This is a genomic window from Streptomyces sp. NPDC041940, assembly GCF_055589465.1.
Genome location: NZ_JBVJBP010000008.1, coordinates 126,398 through 142,840 on the forward strand (window position 1 = coordinate 126,398; position 16,443 = coordinate 142,840).

Consider the following 16,443-nt stretch of genomic DNA (forward strand, 5'->3'; position numbering starts at 1 on the left):
GGGAGGGGGACAAGAGGGTAGCCGGTACATGTCGTCGTGCGGATCGTGACCGCAGGAGATCGGCCGATGTACCGAGGGGCGGCTGCCGATCCTTGCGTACGCGACGAAGGAGTGGGGCAGCCGGCCCCGGTGCGCGGCGGTCCGGTGAAGTTGGCCGAAGTACGACGGTCTCCCCCGGGCCCTTGACCGGAACAGGGCCGTCCTCCCCACCCCCGTGGCGGGAGGACGGCCCTGCTTCTCTCCGGTGGCGGCTCGGTCAGTACAGCTTGTTGACGGCGGTGGTCGTCGTCTTCTTGAAGGCGGCCACGGGGGCGTCCCCGAAGTCGCCCAGCTGCCCCCACTGCACGACGGTCACGGTCCGGCCGTCCCGGCCGACGGACAGCAGCGAGATGTCCGTGGCGCCCCAGGACGTCTCGGTGTGCAGTCCGCGGACCCGGGCGCCCTCCTCGACCGGCAGCGAGCCGTAGTCCCGGCCCTCGGCCTCGATGTCGGGGTCGTTCTGCTCGATGCGGTCGGCGCAGGTGCGGATCAGGTCGTCGTAGTGCTTCGCCAGGGCCTTGGCCAGGGCGGCCGTGTCCGCCACGACGGTCAGCTGCACGGCGCCGGTGTCCAGGCCGGTCCGGAACTCCCGGTGCCGGTAGTCGTAGCTGGGCACGCCCTCCGTGCTCACGCAGAAGCCGAGTGCCTCCGGGAACCCTTCGGTGACCGGCCCGGCGGTCCAGGACGACGTCGGGTGCGGCGGCAGCTGGGACGCCGACAGGAACTTGGGCGAGGCCGCCTTCGGCGCGGCGCCGGCCGCCGGTGCCGTGAGAACCGTGCCCGCCGCGAGGGCGGCGACGGTGAGTGCGGTGAGAGCGCTCGTTCGGATGCGCATGGACATGGGTGTTCCCCCGTGGATGAGTGCGTGGACGTGGATGCCGCGGCGAGGCCGGCTGGTCGGCCCGGGCCTGGCCGGTGCGACACCAAGAGCATCAGCGGTCACAGCGGCCGGGCGCAACAGCCCGCTGCCGATCGGCCGGGGTGGAACCATCCCAGCCCTTCTGACGTGCAGGTACAGGGGTGCCTGGGATGCCGTCCCGGGCCGGTCGGAGCGTACGAGGACGGGGGAACGGTGTCGGCACAGGACGACGTCGACGACGTCGGTGAGTTCGCGGCGCTGCTGAGGGCGCTGAAGGACCGAACGGACCGCAGTTACGGTGCGCTGGCCCGCCGTCTGGCCATGAACACCTCGACCCTGCACCGCTATTGCGCGGGCGAGGCGGTCCCGGTCGACTTCGCGCCCGTGGAACGTTTCGCCGCGCTCTGCGGGGCGACCCCGGAGGAACGCCTGGAGCTCCACCGCCGCTGGCTCCTGGCGGTGGCGGCACGCCGGCGGCCCCGTACGGCGAGTGTGGTGGAGGAGGCGGCCCCTGCCGAGGAGGAGGTGGCGGCGACGGTCCCTGCCGGGGAGGAAGCGGGCGACCCGGATCCGGCCCCGCTCCCCCGCCTCCCCTGGTACCGCCGCAGGCGCGTCGCGGTCGGGCTGGCCGCCGTCTGTGCGTTGCTCGCGACGCTCGGGAGTCTGTCCGCGCTGCCGGACGGACGGCGCCCCGCCGCCGACCGTGCCCGTACGGCCGGACCCACCGCGTCCGGCACGACGGAGGCCAAGGCACCGGACCGCAGCGGCACCTCGCCCACCCCGAGCGGCTCCCCCACCACCGAGCGGCCTTCCGCCACCCCGAAGAGCACGAAGAAGCCCTCCTCCGCCCCCTCTGCCCGGACCACCACCCCGCCACCCAGCGGGAAGAAGCCCGCCCCGCCCCTCACCTGGACCGCCGACTCCCAGGCCTGGAAGCTCGGCTGCGGTCACGACTACGTCATCGCCAAGCCGCCCGGGCAGGTGCCTCCGCCCCCGGCCCCGCAGGACGCCGGGACCTGGGCGGCGACGCAGGGCGCGGTGCACGGCGGCGAGACGCTCGTGGAGCTGTCGGTGCAGGGGCGGACCGACACGGCCGTCGTGCTGAACGCGCTGCGCGTGCGCGTGGTGGGGCGTGCGGCTCCCGCCCCGGGCAACGCCTACGCCATGGACCAGGGCTGCGGCGGCGCGGTCACCCCGCGCTTCTTCGACGTGAACCTGGACAAGGACCGCCCCATCGCCCGCGCGGTCGCCGGGAGCGACACCGGCGTGCCGATCCCGGCGGTGCGCATGCCGTACCGCGTCTCGGCCAAAGACCCCGAGGTGCTGCTGGTCACCGCACGGACCGTGACATGCGACTGCCGCTGGTACCTCGAACTGGACTGGTCCTCCCAGGGCCGCGAGGGCACGGTCCGTATCGACGACGACGGCCGCCCGTTCCGCACCAGCGGCATCAAGGGCCTGCCCCGGTACATGTACGACACCTCGGCACGCCAGTGGGGGCCCTACAGCTGACCGCGCTCAGGGCCGGGGCACGTTGCGCAGGTTGGAGCGGGCCATCTGGAGCATCCGGCCGACCCCGCCGTCCAGCACCATCTTGGAGGCGGACAGGGCGAAGCCGGTCACCATCTCGGCCTTGATCTTCGGCGGGATGGACAGCGCGTTGGGGTCGGTGACGACGTCGACGAGGGCCGGTCCCTTGTGCTTGAAAGCGTCCTTGAGGGCGCCCGCGAGTTCCTTCGGCTTCTCGACCCGCACACCGTACGCGCCGCAGGCCCGGGCGACGGCGGCGAAGTCGGGGTTCTTGTTGGCGGTGCCGTAGGACGGCAGCCCGGCGACCAGCATCTCCAACTCGACCATGCCGAGGGAGGAGTTGTTGAAGAGGACGACCTTGACGGGGAGGTCGTACTGCACCAGCGTCAGGAAGTCGCCCATCAGCATGGAGAACCCGCCGTCACCGGACATCGACACGACCTGCCGCTTGCGGTCGGTGAACTGCGCGCCGATCGCCATGGGCAGCGCGTTGGCCATCGAGCCGTGGGAGAAGGAGCCGATGACGCGGCGGCGGCCGTTGGGCGTGATGTAGCGGGCGGCCCAGACGTTGCACATGCCGGTGTCGACGGTGAACACGGCGTCGTCGGAGGCCACTTCGTCGAGGACGGACGCCACGTACTCGGGGTGGACCGGCGTGTGCTTCTCCACCTTGCGGGTGTACGCCTTCACCACCCCCTCCAGAGCGTCGGCGTGCTTCTTCAGCATGCGGTCGAGGAATCGGCGGTTCCGCTTCTCCTTCACCCGGGGGATCAGACAGCGCAGCGTCTCGCGTACGTCGCCCCACACCGCGAGGTCCAGCTTCGAACGGCGGCCGAGGTGTTCGGGCCGGACGTCGACCTGGACGATCTTCACGTCGTCGGGGAGGAAGGCGTTGTAGGGGAAGTCGGTGCCGAGCAGGATCAGCAGGTCGCACTCGTGGGTGGCCTCGTAGGCGGCGCCGTAGCCGAGGAGCCCGCTCATGCCCACGTCGTAGGGATTGTCGTACTGGATCCATTCCTTGCCGCGCAGGGCGTGGCCCACCGGGGACTTGACCTTCCCGGCGAACTCCATGACCTCGGCGTGCGCGCCCGCGGTGCCCGCTCCGCAGAAGAGGGTGACCTTGCCCGCCTCGTCGATCATCTTCACGAGCCGGGCGATCTCCTCGTCACCCGGGCGGACCGTCGGCCGGGAGGTGACGAGGGCCGTCTCGGCGGCCTTCTCCGGGGCGGGCTCGTCGGCGATGTCGCCGGGCAGGGAGACGACGCTGACGCCGCTGCGGCCGACGGCGTTCTGGATGGCGGTCTGCAGCAGCCGGGGCATCTGCTGGGGGCTGGAGATCAGCTCGCTGTAGTGGCTGCACTCGGCGAACAGCCGGTCGGGGTGGGTCTCCTGGAAGAAGTTGAGGCCGATCTCGCTGGAGGGAATGTGGGAGGCGAGGGCGAGGACGGGCGCCATGGAGCGGTGGGCGTCGTACAGGCCGTTGATGAGGTGGAGGTTGCCCGGGCCGCAGGAGCCGGCGCAGGCGGCGAGCCCGCCGGTGATCTGGGCCTCGGCGCTCGCGGCGAAGGCGGCGGTCTCCTCGTGCCGGACGTGGATCCAGTCGATGGCGGAGTTGCGCCGGACCGCGTCGACGACCGGGTTCAGGCTGTCGCCGACGACTCCGTAGAGGCGTTTGACTCCGGCGCGGGTCAGGATGTCGACGAACTGTTCCGCGACGTTCTGTTTGGCCATGGTTCTCGTGTGCCCCTTCGGTCTCCGGGGATCCCTCCGGGTTCCATCAAGTCACAGGGTGCGCGCTCACGCCTCCCACACGGCGGCGGCCGTACGGTCGTCCGCGTAGCCCTTGACCCGCACCTGGGAGTCCGCGAGGAACGCGGCGAGGCCGGGCGGGTCGGGGCGGGACCACCGCTCGGCGAGGTAGTCGCCCAGTTCGGGTTCGCCGCGCAGCGGGTCGGCGAGGCCGCCGCTGCACAGCAGGAGCGTGTCACCCGGGCGGGCGACGGAGGTACGGAAGCGGAAGGGTTCGCGGGGTGGCTCGGGGGCCGGTTCGTAAGGGCTGGGCGGCGTCGGGATCCCCAGGTCCATGGTGAACCGGTCGCCCTCGGGCGTCTCGGAGGGCGGCGACCCGAACCCCATCACGGGCTCGCCCTTGATCTCGGCGATCTGCGGTTCGATGTCCTGCCACTCACCGTCCCGCAGCCGGAACAGCCCGCCGGGTCCGACGCCGAAGAAGACGCGCGTACGGCACTCCGGATCGGCCGACAGCAGGAGGCAGCGCAGGCCGGCGGCGTACTCCTCCGGGTCGACGCCCTGTTCGGCGGCGCTGGCGCGGAGCTTGCCGAGGCTGCGGTCGGTGAGACGGTGCAGTCCGGACTTGAGGTCGCCGCGCCGGCCGTCCCTTATGTCCGCGACGAGCCGGGCATGACTGCGCCCGACGGCCCGCCCGATCCAGTGACAGGCCTCGGCGGCGGCCCGGTGCGCCCCCGGCGTGGCACGGGCCCCGGTCGCCATCGCCACCAGCAGCAGCGCGTGCTCGCCCGTACCGAAGCGCGCGGTCAGCAACGAGTCGCGCCGCGGCTCGCCCCGGTACCGCGCGGAGTCCCCCCGCACGGACACGGCCCGCAACGTACAGGCCCCGTACCGGGCCCCGTCGAGCACGGTGTCCGCGACGAGGTCATCGAGATCATCGGGGTCGGCCGGCGGAAGCGCGACGGGTTCGGCGTCGTAGGTGGGCGGCCCGGACCCCACGTGCCCACGGGGCCGGGGAGAGGGCGCGGGGCGCTCGATCCGGGGGGCGGGTCGGTCGGAGGGGGCATGCGGCGGAGGCGGTGGGACGGCCGGGCGAGGCGGGGCGAGCGCCGGGTCGGCGGGGCGGGGTGGCGCGGGCGGTGCGTCGGCTGGGCGTGGTGGTGCCGGCGGACGTTCGGCGGAGCGGGGCGGCGGGGCCGGTGGGTCGACCGGGGCGGGGAGGGCTGTCCCGCTGGGCTCGGCAGCGGGAGAGGCGGGCTCGGCGGGGCGGAATTCCGGGCTGGGCCAGGAGGGTGGGGTGGTGGGGAGGGGTGGAGGGGACGCGGGTGGGACCTCGGAGGGCGGCGAGGTGGGGGCCGCCGCCGCGGAGGGCTCCGTCGGGCCCTGCGCGGCCGGTGAGGTCGCGTCGGCCGTGGGGGGCCGGTCCGGTACCTGCCCGGACCGGCCCGGCGGCTTCGCGGCGGCCGGGAAGGTCACCGGGTCCGTGAGCCGGGCCGGCGGCGGCTCCCAGGGCGCGCGGCGCGGCGTGTCCGTGACCTCGGCGGCGCCTGCCCGGGGCGCCGGGACCACCGGCTCGGCGGCGGGCCGCTCGTCCGCCGGGTCCCCTACCGCCCCCGCCGCCGAGGCGAAGCGGTCGTCCAGGGAATCCGGGGCGGGTGCGGGGCCCGTGTCGTCGGTGGAGTCGTCGTACAACTGCCTCCACCAGTCGTCGTCATGACCGGTGGGCCTTCCCCCCTGCTGGCTCATGCCCGTAATTGTCCACCGCACGGCCGGGATGAAAACGGGGCTTCCGGAAAAACCGGCCCGTCCCGGCACGGTGAAACGGCTGCGCGAGTGATCCCTAGAACGGCCATGCGATATGGGCGGATGGCGGGCCCCGGGCGGCTGACCTGCGGGTCCTGACCACGGCCACGCTCCTGACCTGCGTCTTCTCACGGATTCCGGCAGGCTGGTCAGATGGGAGTGTGGGACCTCCTGCTGGTCGGGCTGGTCATCCTGCTCGGTCTGTGCGGAGTGCTGCTGCCCGCGGTGCCCGGGTCGTTGCTGGTGTGGGCCGCGGTCATGTGGTGGGCGCTGAAGGATCCCCAGCCCGTCGCGTGGTGGACCCTGGTGGGTGCCACGGTCCTGATGTTCGTCTCCCAGGGCGTGCGCTGGGCCCTGCCGCCCCGGCGGCTCCGGGCGAGCGGCGCCAACCGCCGCATGCTGGCCTGGGCCGGAGGCGGCTCCACCCTCGGCTTCGTCCTGCTGCCCGTGCTCGGCGCGATCCCGGGATATCTGGCCGGTATCTATCTCTACGAACGCCGCCGCCTCGGCCGCCACGGCGACGCGGTCGCCGCCGTGCGTCAGGTGATGCGCTCGGGCGGCTCCAGCATCCTGACGGAACTGTTCACCTGCCAGCTGATCGCGGCGGCCTGGCTCGGCGCGGTCTTCTGGGGCTGACACCGCCCCGGGAAGGCGGGCTCAGAGCACACCCTCGTGCGTGAGCAGCCGTACCTTGCGGTCCAGGCCGCCCGCGTACCCGGTCAGTGTGCCGTCGGCGCCGATCACCCGATGGCACGGCCGGACGACCAGCAGCGGATTGGCGCCGATCGCCCCGCCGACGGCCCGTACGGCCGCCCTGGGCGCTCCGATCCGCGCGGCGATCTCGCCGTAGGTCGCGGTCGAGCCGTAGGGGATGTCGTCCAGCGCGGCCCAGACCTTCTCCCGGAAGGCCGTGCCCTCGGTGCGCCACGGCAGCCGGAACTCCTTCAGTTCCCCGGCGAAGTAGGCGGCGAGCTGCTCCTCGGCCGCCCGGAAGGGCCCGGGGTCCTGCCGCCAGTCGTCCAGGACCACGCGTCCGCCCTTCTGCCCGGGCACGGACAGCGAGGTCAGCTCGCCGGTCGGGGCGGCGGTGAGGAGCAGCGGCCCGAGCGGGCCGTCCGCGGTCGTCCAGTACGTCGTGGTCATCACAACTCCCACTCCCCTGCTGCGCGCAGGTGGTTCAAGGCGTACGAGCGCCAGGGGCGCCAGCTGTCGGGGACGTCGAGGCCGGGCGGGGCCACGTCCGGGTCGCCGAGGGCGCGGGTGCGGATCTCGGCGATGGTACGGGCGTCCAGGCCGGGCACGGCGCGCAGGGCGTCCTGCGCGTCGTCCCGGTCGGCGCCCGGGTCGAGGCGTACGGCGTGGTCGGCGAGGGCGGCGGTGAGCGCGCCGAGGGTGCCGCCGGGTTCGGCCGCGGCGAGGACGGCCGGCTCGGGGAAGAGGTGGGTGAGGCTGCCGCAGGGGGCGTCGAGCGCCTTGCCGTACCGCAGTACGAGCCGCTGTGCCGCCGTCGGGCCGGTCAGCGCGCGTACCGCGAGTTCCTCCGGGTCGGCGGTGCCCGGCGAGCGCAGCCCGGGCCGGGCGGCGACCAGGGGCGCGAGCCGGGGGTCGGCGGCGAGGCGCTCGTCGACGGCGTAGGGGTCGGCGTCGAGGTCGAACAGCCGCCGCAGCCGCTGGACGGCGGTGGTCAGGTCGCGGGGGTCGGTGAGGTGCAGCCGGGCGTCGAGCCAGCCGCCGGGGTGGGCGCCGAGCCCGGCGCGGGCGGTGCCGGGGCGCTCGTCGACGGCGACGATGCCGGTGCCGTACGGGAGCCGGAGTGTGCGCCGGTAGGTGCGCGCGCCGGGCGGGCCGCTCACCTCCTCGACGCCGGGTACGGCCTCGCGTTCCAGCAGGTCGAAGACGGGTCCGGTTTGGTAGGGGCCGCGGTGGGCGAGCCGGAGCGGGATGCCGGCGTCCGGGGTGGCCGTACGGCGGTTCCGGCCGCCCTTCGGGACGGCGGCGGCGCGCAGCCGGCTCGGGGTGGAGGCGTAGACGGCCCGGATGGTGTCGTTGAACTGCCTGACGCTGGCGAAGCCCGAGGCGAATCCGATCTCGGTGACCGGCAGCGCGGTGGTCTGGAGCAGCACGCGCGCGGTGTGGGCGCGCTGGGCCCGGGCGAGCGCGACCGGCCCGGCGCCGAGTTCGGCGGTGAGCTGCCGCTGCACCTGCCGTGCGCTGTAGCCGAGCCGTGCGGCGAGACCGGCGACGCCCTCCCGGTCGACCACGCCGTCGGTGATCAGCCGCATGGCCCGGCCCACCACGTCCGCGCGGACGTTCCACTCGGCGGAGCCGGGCACGGCGTCCGGGCGGCAGCGCCGGCAGGCCCGGAAGCCCGAGCCCTGCGCGGCGGCGGCCGTGGCGAAGAACCGTACGTTGGCCCGCTTCGGGGTGACCGCGGGGCAGCTCGGCCGGCAGTAGATGCCGGTCGTCTCGACGGCGAAGAAGAACACGCCGTCGAACCGGGCGTCGCGGCTGCGTACGGCCTCGTACCTGGTGTCCTCGTCCGTTACCTGGTCTCTCACACGTCCAGTCTCCGCTGTGGTCCGGCCTGTCGCTGGCGGAAATCGGACAGGGCGCTTCGGGTGCCGGGCCGTGTCATGGAGCGGGCCGCGCCTCGCGGCGGGCGAGGTGGGCCTCCACGGCACCGCGGGCGACGGCGGCCACCCGGCCCTCGGACCAGGGTGTGGGGTCGGAGGTCAGCCGGTTGTGGTGCATGTGGAGCAGGGAGGCCAGTACCGCGTCGGCGTCGGCGGGCGTCTCGGCGAGGCACCGGCGCAGGCTGCCGGCGGCGGCCGCGCGGGTCTGCCAGGCGGTCAGGAGCGGCGCCGCCCAGGTCTCCTCGCGCAGGGCCGCGAAGTCACCGAACGGGTCGACGAGCCGCAGTGCCTGGGCACGGTGGTCGCGGAAGGCACGGTGGTGTTCGTCGCGGGGCGCGACCGCGAGCAGGCGCCGGGCGCGCTCGGCCGGGGTGCCCGGGACGAGGTGCCAGGCGAACTGGGCCCGGCCGGCCGCCGTGAGCGGCAGCCGGTCGGCCGGTGGCCGGGCGTGGTCGAGGAGGCGGAGGTGTGCGAGAGCCGCCGCGCTGTCGGCGTGGAACACCCGTTCCGCCGCCTCCATGGTCCGGGCGGTGCCTCCGTACCGCTCCGTCTCCGGGTCATAGGTGTCCAGGGCCAGCCGGCCGACGAGCCTGTGCCGCCGCAGGTCCGCCGCCAGGTCGTGGAGCGCCGGGAGGATCTCGCCGTACAGCGTCCGTGGGGCGCCGTGCAGGCGCAGCCGCAGGTGGGGGTCCGGGTCGGCGTACCGGGCGAAGAACCAGCGGTCCGCCTCGGGCGGCAGGGCGTCCAGCAGCTCCGGCAGGTGGCGGGCGAGGACCGTGTCCTGGAGCGGGCCGGGGCAGTACAGCTTGGCGTACAGCCATGAGCCTCCCGGCAGGCCGCCCTCGGGGTCGTCGCCGCGGCGGACGAGCGGACGCCGGGTGACGGCCCGGGTGGCGGTGGCGGCGGAGGGCGCGCGGCGCAGCAACGGTACGGAGATCTCGGCGGCGTGGGTGCCGTGCGGTCCGGTGAGCCAGCCGGTGCCGTCTCCGGTCAGGTCGGGCCGCTCGTGCAGCGGGGTGTCGGGGTCGCGCCGCAGTTCCTCGCGCAGCAGCCGGGCGTCCGCCGTACGGGAGAGGTCCAGCGGCAGCAGACGGTCACCGCTGCCGGCCTCGACCACATCGGGCACCCGCAGCCGGCGCCGCCACGACCCGAGCGCCTCCGACCAGGCGGTGAACCCGGTGCGGTGGTCCAGGACATCGGCGTCCCGGACCAGCCACCGGGACCGGCACAGCACGGTCCGGCCGTGGCGTACGGCGGGCAGCCAGGGCCAGTCCCGTGCCGTCCCCCAGTCCCAGCCGAGCAGGGGCCGGAGGTGGTCGATGCTCAGCAGATGCAGCAGGCTTACGTGCGCGGGGGCCAGCAGCCTGGTGTCGAGCATGTGGAAGGTGCCCGCGGCGACCTCCTGCCCGTCGTGCCGGAGGGACACCAGCCGCAGCCGGTCCGGCTCGCCGACCACCGCCAGGTCGTCGAGTGCGAGGTGCCCCGGCTCCGAGCCCTCCCCGAACACGCCGGTCGCCACGGTGTGTTCGACCCAGCGGGGTGTGCGGACGACGTTGCCGGCGCGGGACAGGGCCGGGCGGAAGACCAACTGGACCGGGAGGACGGCACCGTTCGGCGAGGCGGCACCGGCGAGCGCCGCGGGCGCGGTCTCGGCGAACGGCCGCCCCGCCTCGGGCAGCAGACGGGCGAACCGTGCCGCGAGGGAGCCGGCCGGCCAGGTGCCGGTGAGCCGGTCGGACACGACAAGGGTGAACTTCCCCTCGTTGAGCGCCTGTTCGGACGGCGCCAAGAGCTGGAAGACCAGCTCGGCCGAGGGCGGAGGGGCACCGGAGACGTCACCGAGGGCGTCCAGGTCCCGGTCGGCCAGGACGATCTCGCGCGCACCGGACGCGGTCGCCTCCTGGGCCAGGGCCGTCAGCACACGGTCCCGGGCACCTGCACGCGGCGTCGTGTCCGGCAGCGGAGGGCCGAGTCCGCCGACCGGATCGAGGAGCTCGGGCACCGGTACCGCCCGTGCGAGGCCGTACCGTTCGAGGAAGTCGCGATGGTAGGGGGCGAGTGGACGTGTCGTCCCGGAGACCGGAGGGCCGAGGCGCCACAGCAGGTCCGCCGCGCGCCGTGCCTCCTCGGCGACCGCGTACGGCAGGGTGATGTCCGCGTCGAGCGCGGTGTCCACGGCCAGGCGGTACGGGCGCTGGGTCAGGGCGTCCATGCGGTCCTCGGCCGTGCGCAGCGCGAGCAGCCCCCGGCCCGGTGGGCGTTCGGCGTAGTCGGCGAGTGCGGCGGCCACCCCCGCGAGCCGCCGTGCCTCGCCCCTCGCGGCCGGGACATCCGCCAGGCAGTCGGTCACGTGCGCCAGCGGATCCGCCGCTCCGGGCGGCGGCGACAGGTCCGTCAGCAGGAAGCCGAGGGTGACGAGTTCCGTGACCAGGTTCTCGATCGCGCCGGCGGGTGCGGCGGGCAGCCGGGCACGGAGATGTTCCGTGAGAGCGGCATGGGTCACCGGCCGGCGGGCGTGCCCATAGGCCGCCGCCACGGCCGTCGTCCAGCGCACCGACACCTCGCGGGGTTCCTCCGCCTCCGCGGGCCCGGCTTCCGGCGCGGCAGGGGCGTAGGGCAGGACCAGTCGGTCGCCGCGCCGCACGCACAGGCCGTTGGCCGACAGGCGCAGTCCGGCCAGGATCGCCGGGTCCCGCTCCCAGCGTTGCGTCAGAGAGGCCAGCCACTCGGCGTCGGGGCGGACCGACTTGCCGTGCGCCGGCCCGAGCCGCACCCGCGCGGTCTCCCCGAACCGGGCCTGTGTGACGCCCGCCAGCAGCCCGAACGGTGTGGGCCGGCCGGCCATCCGTACGCGGTAGCGCAGCACCGCCCGCCAGGTGCGGCGCAGCGCGGACAAGGACACGTCCCCGCCCGCCCGCACGGACTCCAGCCGCCGACCGAGGGACGGGCTGGACAGTGCCAGGGCCTCGTACAGCAGTGGATCGTCGGTCAGTTCCATGATGGCCGCGCGCAGCGCCTTGGCCTCGTCCGTCGCGTCCGTCGCGTCCGTCACATCGGCCGGATCCGGTGTGGCCGGTGTCCGCAGCGTGTCGACGGGGAGCAGGGGGGAGCGCAGCAGGGCGGTACCGAGAGGGGTGAAGACCGGGTCGGACGGCATCCGCGTCCGACCCGGTTCCGAAGGGCCGTTCCGGGTCACGGCGCCGGGAACGGCTGCGTGCCGTGCTGGGTCGCGTGCCGGGCGGCGCCGGACCACGGGTGCAGGGTGCCGCTGGTCCGCTGCCCGACAACACCCGACCACGGGTGCATGGTGCCGCTGGTCCGCTGCCCGGCAGCACCGGACCACGGGTGCATGGTGTGGCTGGTCCGCTGCCCGGCGGCACCCGACCACGGGTGCATGGTGTGGCTGGTCCGCTGCCCGGCGGCACCCGACCACGGGTGCATGGTGTGGCTGGTCCGCTGCCCGGCGGCCCCCGCCCACGGGTGCAAGGTCGTGCTCGTCAGGGCGGCAGCGTGCCCCTCCCCCGCGCCGGTCTGCCGCGCGTCGAGGTCGAACGGATCGTCGTGCACGGTGTTCTCCTCTCGGAACGTCGAGTCGTCGGATCGTCATGGACCCGTCCACCGTCACCCGGCCCGCTCTCGGCCCGGTCACGTACGGCTCTCACCGACACCACCTCACGAGAGTCACCCTGTGTAGCATCATGAACGCGATGGGTGCACGCTACGAGTTCATGGTGCTGGGGCCGCTGGAGATCCGGCGGGACGGAGTGCCCGTGCCACTCGGCGCGGCGCGGCTGCGGGCCCTGCTGGCCGCGCTGCTGGTGGACGCCGGACGGACCGTGCCGGTGGAGTGCCTCGCCCGCCGGGTGTGGGGCGATCGGCAGCCCGCCCGTGTCCCCAACGCCCTGCAGAACTACGTGCTGCGGCTGCGCCGCGCTCTCGGCCGCGACCTTGTCCTGACCCGCCCGTCGGGCTATCTGCTCGACGTGGCCCCGCAGGACGTGGACCTGCACCGCTTCACGGCCCTGGTCCGGCACGGCCGTACGGCGCTGGAGGCGGGGCGTCCGGCCGAGGCGTCCGGCCCCCTGCACGAGGCCGTCCGGCTCTGGCGGGGCGACCCGCTGCCCGACCTGCCGGCCGAGTCACTGCGGGAGGTGCTGCCCGCCCTGGGCGAGGCCCTGCTCGACGCCCTGGAACTGAGGATCGACGCCGATCTGGCGCTGGGCCGGCACGCGCGGGTGCTGTCCGAACTGCGCGCTCTGGCCGGGGCACACCCGTTGCGTGAACGCTTTCACGAGCAGCGGATGCTGGCGCTGCACCGGAGCGGACGGCAGGGCGAGGCCCTCGACTGCTACCGGGAGGCGGCGGCCACCCTGGCACGGGAACTGGGCGTCGACCCGGGGGCCGGGCTGCGTGACGCGCACCGCCGGGTGCTGTCCGGTGACGATGCTCCCGCCGCCTTCCCCGGCCGGGACCGGGCCGCGGGCCGGCTGCCCGCCGAGACCACATCGTTCGTCGGCCGCGTGAGAGAACTCGACCATGTCGCCGACCTGTTGACGCGGGCCCGGATGGTGACCCTGACCGGTGTCGGCGGGGTCGGTAAGACCCGGCTGGCGCTGCGCGCCGCGACCCGGTCGGCCCCTGGCTTCACGGACGGGGTGTGGCTCGCGGACCTGGCACCGCTGACCGATCCGGGCCTGCTGGACCGGGCGGTGGCGGAGTCGCTGGGCCTGCGCAACCACTCCAGCCGGCCCGTGGCCGACGCGGTGACCGAGCATCTGCGCGACCGACGGCTGCTGTTGGTCCTGGACAACTGCGAGCACCTGGTGGAACCGGTCGGCGCCCTGGTGCTGCGGCTGCTGCGGTGGGCGCCGGAGCTGACCGTGCTGGCCACCAGCCGGGAGCGGCTGGCGGTCCCGGGCGAGCACGTCGTCGTGGTCCCCGGTCTCGCCCTGCCCGAGCGGGCCGACGACACCGGCTGCGAGGCGCTGCGGCTGCTCGCCGACCGGGCCGCGGCCTCGGCGCCCGGCTTCCGCGTCACGGAGGCGAACCGCGCCGCCGTGGCCGAGCTGTGCCATCGCCTGGACGGCATCCCGCTCGCCGTCGAGCTGGCCGCCGTACGGCTGAACACCCTGGCCGCCGGGGAGATCCTGGACCGGCTCGACGACCGCTTCCGGCTGCTGGCCGCGCCCCGGGGCGGTGGCCCGGACGACCGGCGGCGCACCCTGCGCCAGGTCATCGACTGGAGTCACGATCTGTGCACCGAGGCCGAGCGGCTGCTGTGGTGCCGGCTCTCCGTCTTCACCGGCAGCTTCGACCTCGACGCCGCCGAGGCGGTCGGCACGGGCGGGGCGCTCGCCCCCGGGGACGTCCGTGATCTGCTGGCGGCGCTGGTCGACAAGTCGATCGTGTACGCCGGTCATGCCGGACCGCGGGTCAGATACCGGCTGCTGGAGACGATCCGCCAGTACGGCCGGGACCGGCTCGACGAACGCGGTGACGTGTCGGCGGTCCGGCTGCGCCACGTATGCCACTACCGGGACCTCGCGGCCAGGGCCGCCGCCGAGTGGTGCGGGCCGCGGGAGGTGGACTGGCTCACCCGGCTCCGTCTCGACCTGCCCAACATCCGGTCGGCCCTCGACCTGTGCGCGTCCGCCGCGGACCTGACCGGCACGGGCCTGGACATCGCGGTCGACCTGGGCCGTACCCGGTGCTGGTTCTTCAGCAGCACCCTCGGGGAGGGCCGGCACTGGCTGGAGCGGCTGCTCGCCCGTGCGGACGGCACCCTCCGGCCGGACCGGGACGTCGCCGCCCGCGCGATGACGGCGTGGGTCGCCCTCTGCCAGGGCGACCGGACCGGCGTCCGGACCTTCCTGGACGCGTGCCGGCCGGCCGGAGCCGCCCCGACAGCCCACCCCGCGGTCCGGTTCGTCGAGGGCGCCTGCGCGCTGCTCGTCGACGGCGACACCACGGCCGTCGACCGGCTCGCCCGGGCCCGCGAGGCGTTCCGGGCCGCCGGACAACCGGGGGACACCCACATGGCCACCATGATGTGGGCCATGGCCGCCGCCTTCCTGGGCCCCCGCGACACCGCCCTGGCCATCCGCGAGACGTACGTCGCCGAGGCCGAGGCGTCCGGCGCCGAATGGGCCAGGAGCTGGGCGACCTGGTGTGCGGGGATCGCCGAGCTGCGGTACGGCGACCCGGTGCGGGCACTGCCATGGCTGCGGGACGCCCTGGCCCGGCAGCGGGAGGTCGGCGACAACTGGGGGCCGGTGTGGGGCGTGGAGAGCCTGGCGTGGGCGACGGCCGCAGTCGCCCGGCCCGGCCCCGCGGCCACGCTGCTCGGTGCCGCCGAAGGGCTGCGCCGGGACATGGGCGTGGACCTGACCGGCCTGCTGCCCTTCCACACCGCGCACCTGTCCGCGGAGCTGCGTGTGCGGGAGGAACTCGGCGATGAGGCCTACGTCGTGGCGCACGACGCAGGCTTCACGGCGGCCGACCGGGTGGCCCTGGCTCTGGACCTCACCTCGGTCGCGTAGCACCAGCCGCTACGAACGCCAGTGCGGTCCGCGCTTGGCCTCCATCGCGGCCCGCCCGATCGCCCCCTTCCGCTTCCAGTCCTTGCGGATCTCGGCCCGGAGCCGGGCGTCCGTCTTGGCGACGATGCGCTGGTTCTCGCGCAGGAGCTTGCGGTAGCTGTCCAGCCGCCGCTCCGGCAGCTCACCGCTCTCGATGGCGGCCAGCACCGCGCAGCCCGGCTCGGCCTCGTGGGCGCAGTCGTGGAAGCGGCACCGCTCGGCCAGTTCCGCGATCTCGGAGAACACCTGCCCGACGCCGGTCTCGGCGTCCCAGAGTCCGACGCCCCGCAGTCCGGGGGTGTCGATCAGGACACCGCCGCCGGGCAGTGCGAGCAGGTTGCGGGTCGTGGTGGTGTGCCGGCCCTTGCCATCGGCGTCCCGGGTGGCCTGGACGGTCATGACGTCCTCGCCGAGCAGCGCGTTGGCGAGGGTCGACTTGCCCGCGCCGGACTGCCCGAGCAGCACCGTCGTACCACCGGCGACGATCGCCGCGAGCACGTCGAGCCCGTCCCCGTCGAGCGAACTGACGGGCACCACCGGCACGCCGGGCGCGCTGGTCTCCACGTCCTGGACGAGATGGGAGAGGGTGACGGCGTCCGGCACGAGGTCGGCCTTGGACAGGACGACGACGGGCTGCGCCCCGGACTCCCAGGCGAGCGCGAGGAACCGTTCGACGCGGCCGAGGTCGAGCTCGACCGCGAGGGACACGGCGACGATGGCGTGATCGACGTTGGCCGCGAGGATCTGCCCCTCGGACCGCTTGGAGGAGGTGGAGCGGACGAACGCGGTGCGGCGCGGCAGATACGTGCGGACGTAGCGCGGGTTCCCGCCGGGTTCGACGGCGACCCAGTCGCCGGTGCAGACGACCCGCATCGGGTCGTGCGGCGTGACGAACGCGGTGTCGGCCCGCAGGACGCCGTCGGCGGTGACGACATCGCACTGGCCCCGGTCGACCCGGATCACGCGTCCGGGCAGCAGGCCTTCGGTGTCGTAGGGGGCGAACTCGGCCGCCCATGCCTCGTCCCAGCCGTAGGGAGCGAGCGCGGAGGAAACGGATGAAGCAAAGCTGGAGGTCAAGGGTGACCCTTTCCAAGGTCGGCCCCCGGCCCGACGGTCGGTCGGATCAGCCGGTGGCCATGGAGATGGAGGTGGACTTGATGAACTGGATGCGGGCAGCGCTCGTCGCAGTGACAGCCATCGGTCAACACCTCCTCGTCCTTGGACTCTTGGGTCTTTCGGGTTCTCTCGGGCT

General features: G+C 74.4%; 11 protein-coding genes. 3 read left to right on the top strand and 8 right to left on the bottom strand.

All coding sequences use genetic code 11. The features are described 5' to 3' along the window. Positions 1 to 256 precede the first annotated feature (256 nt). A complete protein-coding gene (locus ACZ6I3_RS16385) occupies positions 257 to 880 on the bottom strand; it encodes a hypothetical protein (protein ID WP_469415182.1) in 624 nt (207 codons plus the stop codon). Positions 881 to 1,111: 231 nt separating this feature from the next. On the opposite strand from ACZ6I3_RS16385, the gene ACZ6I3_RS16390 reads away from it, so the two are divergent. Further along, positions 1,112 to 2,410, top strand: coding sequence for a helix-turn-helix domain-containing protein (locus tag ACZ6I3_RS16390; protein WP_469415183.1), 1,299 nt, complete (start codon positions 1,112 to 1,114; stop codon positions 2,408 to 2,410). 6 nt (positions 2,411 to 2,416) lie between these two features. On the opposite strand, the gene ACZ6I3_RS16395 is transcribed toward ACZ6I3_RS16390, so the two are convergent. Both ACZ6I3_RS16395 and ACZ6I3_RS16400 read right to left on the bottom strand, forming a co-directional pair. After that, the gene (locus tag ACZ6I3_RS16395) at positions 2,417 to 4,159 is read right to left on the bottom strand and encodes a pyruvate dehydrogenase (RefSeq protein WP_469415185.1); all 1,743 of its coding nucleotides are present in this window, start codon (positions 4,157 to 4,159) and stop codon (positions 2,417 to 2,419) included. Between the two features lie 66 nt (positions 4,160 to 4,225). Continuing rightward, the gene (locus ACZ6I3_RS16400) at positions 4,226 to 5,923 is read right to left on the bottom strand and encodes a protein phosphatase 2C domain-containing protein (protein WP_469415186.1); all 1,698 of its coding nucleotides are present in this window, start codon (positions 5,921 to 5,923) and stop codon (positions 4,226 to 4,228) included. A gap of 210 nt (positions 5,924 to 6,133) precedes the next feature. On the opposite strand from ACZ6I3_RS16400, the gene ACZ6I3_RS16405 reads away from it, so the two are divergent. After that, on the top strand, positions 6,134 to 6,616 hold the full coding sequence (locus ACZ6I3_RS16405) for a DUF456 domain-containing protein (RefSeq protein ID WP_399021712.1): 483 nt from the start codon (positions 6,134 to 6,136) through the stop codon (positions 6,614 to 6,616). A gap of 21 nt (positions 6,617 to 6,637) precedes the next feature. Here ACZ6I3_RS16405 and ACZ6I3_RS16410 read toward each other — a convergent pair whose 3' ends face one another. From ACZ6I3_RS16410 to ACZ6I3_RS16425, 4 genes are all read right to left on the bottom strand, one after another. After that, positions 6,638 to 7,123 (bottom strand): methylated-DNA--[protein]-cysteine S-methyltransferase, encoded by a 486-nt coding sequence (locus ACZ6I3_RS16410; protein ID WP_382825875.1) that lies wholly within the window; start codon positions 7,121 to 7,123, stop codon positions 6,638 to 6,640. Then, positions 7,123 to 8,538, bottom strand: coding sequence for a bifunctional transcriptional activator/DNA repair enzyme AdaA (locus ACZ6I3_RS16415; protein WP_469415188.1), 1,416 nt, complete (start codon positions 8,536 to 8,538; stop codon positions 7,123 to 7,125). The genes ACZ6I3_RS16410 and ACZ6I3_RS16415 overlap by 1 nt, the downstream gene beginning before the upstream one ends. Positions 8,539 to 8,611: 73 nt before the next feature. Continuing rightward, the gene (locus ACZ6I3_RS16420) at positions 8,612 to 11,770 is read right to left on the bottom strand and encodes a lantibiotic dehydratase (protein ID WP_469415190.1); all 3,159 of its coding nucleotides are present in this window, start codon (positions 11,768 to 11,770) and stop codon (positions 8,612 to 8,614) included. 35 nt (positions 11,771 to 11,805) lie between these two features. Further along, positions 11,806 to 12,180 carry a hypothetical protein gene (locus tag ACZ6I3_RS16425; RefSeq protein ID WP_469415191.1) on the bottom strand — a complete coding sequence of 125 codons (375 nt, stop codon included), beginning with the start codon at positions 12,178 to 12,180 and terminating at the stop codon, positions 11,806 to 11,808. A 140-nt stretch (positions 12,181 to 12,320) separates the two neighbouring features. On the opposite strand from ACZ6I3_RS16425, the gene ACZ6I3_RS16430 reads away from it, so the two are divergent. Then, positions 12,321 to 15,152, top strand: coding sequence for an AfsR/SARP family transcriptional regulator (locus ACZ6I3_RS16430; protein WP_469415192.1), 2,832 nt, complete (start codon positions 12,321 to 12,323; stop codon positions 15,150 to 15,152). Between the two features lie 9 nt (positions 15,153 to 15,161). On the opposite strand, the gene rsgA is transcribed toward ACZ6I3_RS16430, so the two are convergent. Beyond that, entirely contained in the window at positions 15,162 to 16,268 is a 1,107-nt protein-coding gene (rsgA, locus tag ACZ6I3_RS16435) for a ribosome small subunit-dependent GTPase A (RefSeq protein WP_469415193.1), read from the bottom strand. Between the last annotated feature and the right edge of the window lie 175 nt (positions 16,269 to 16,443).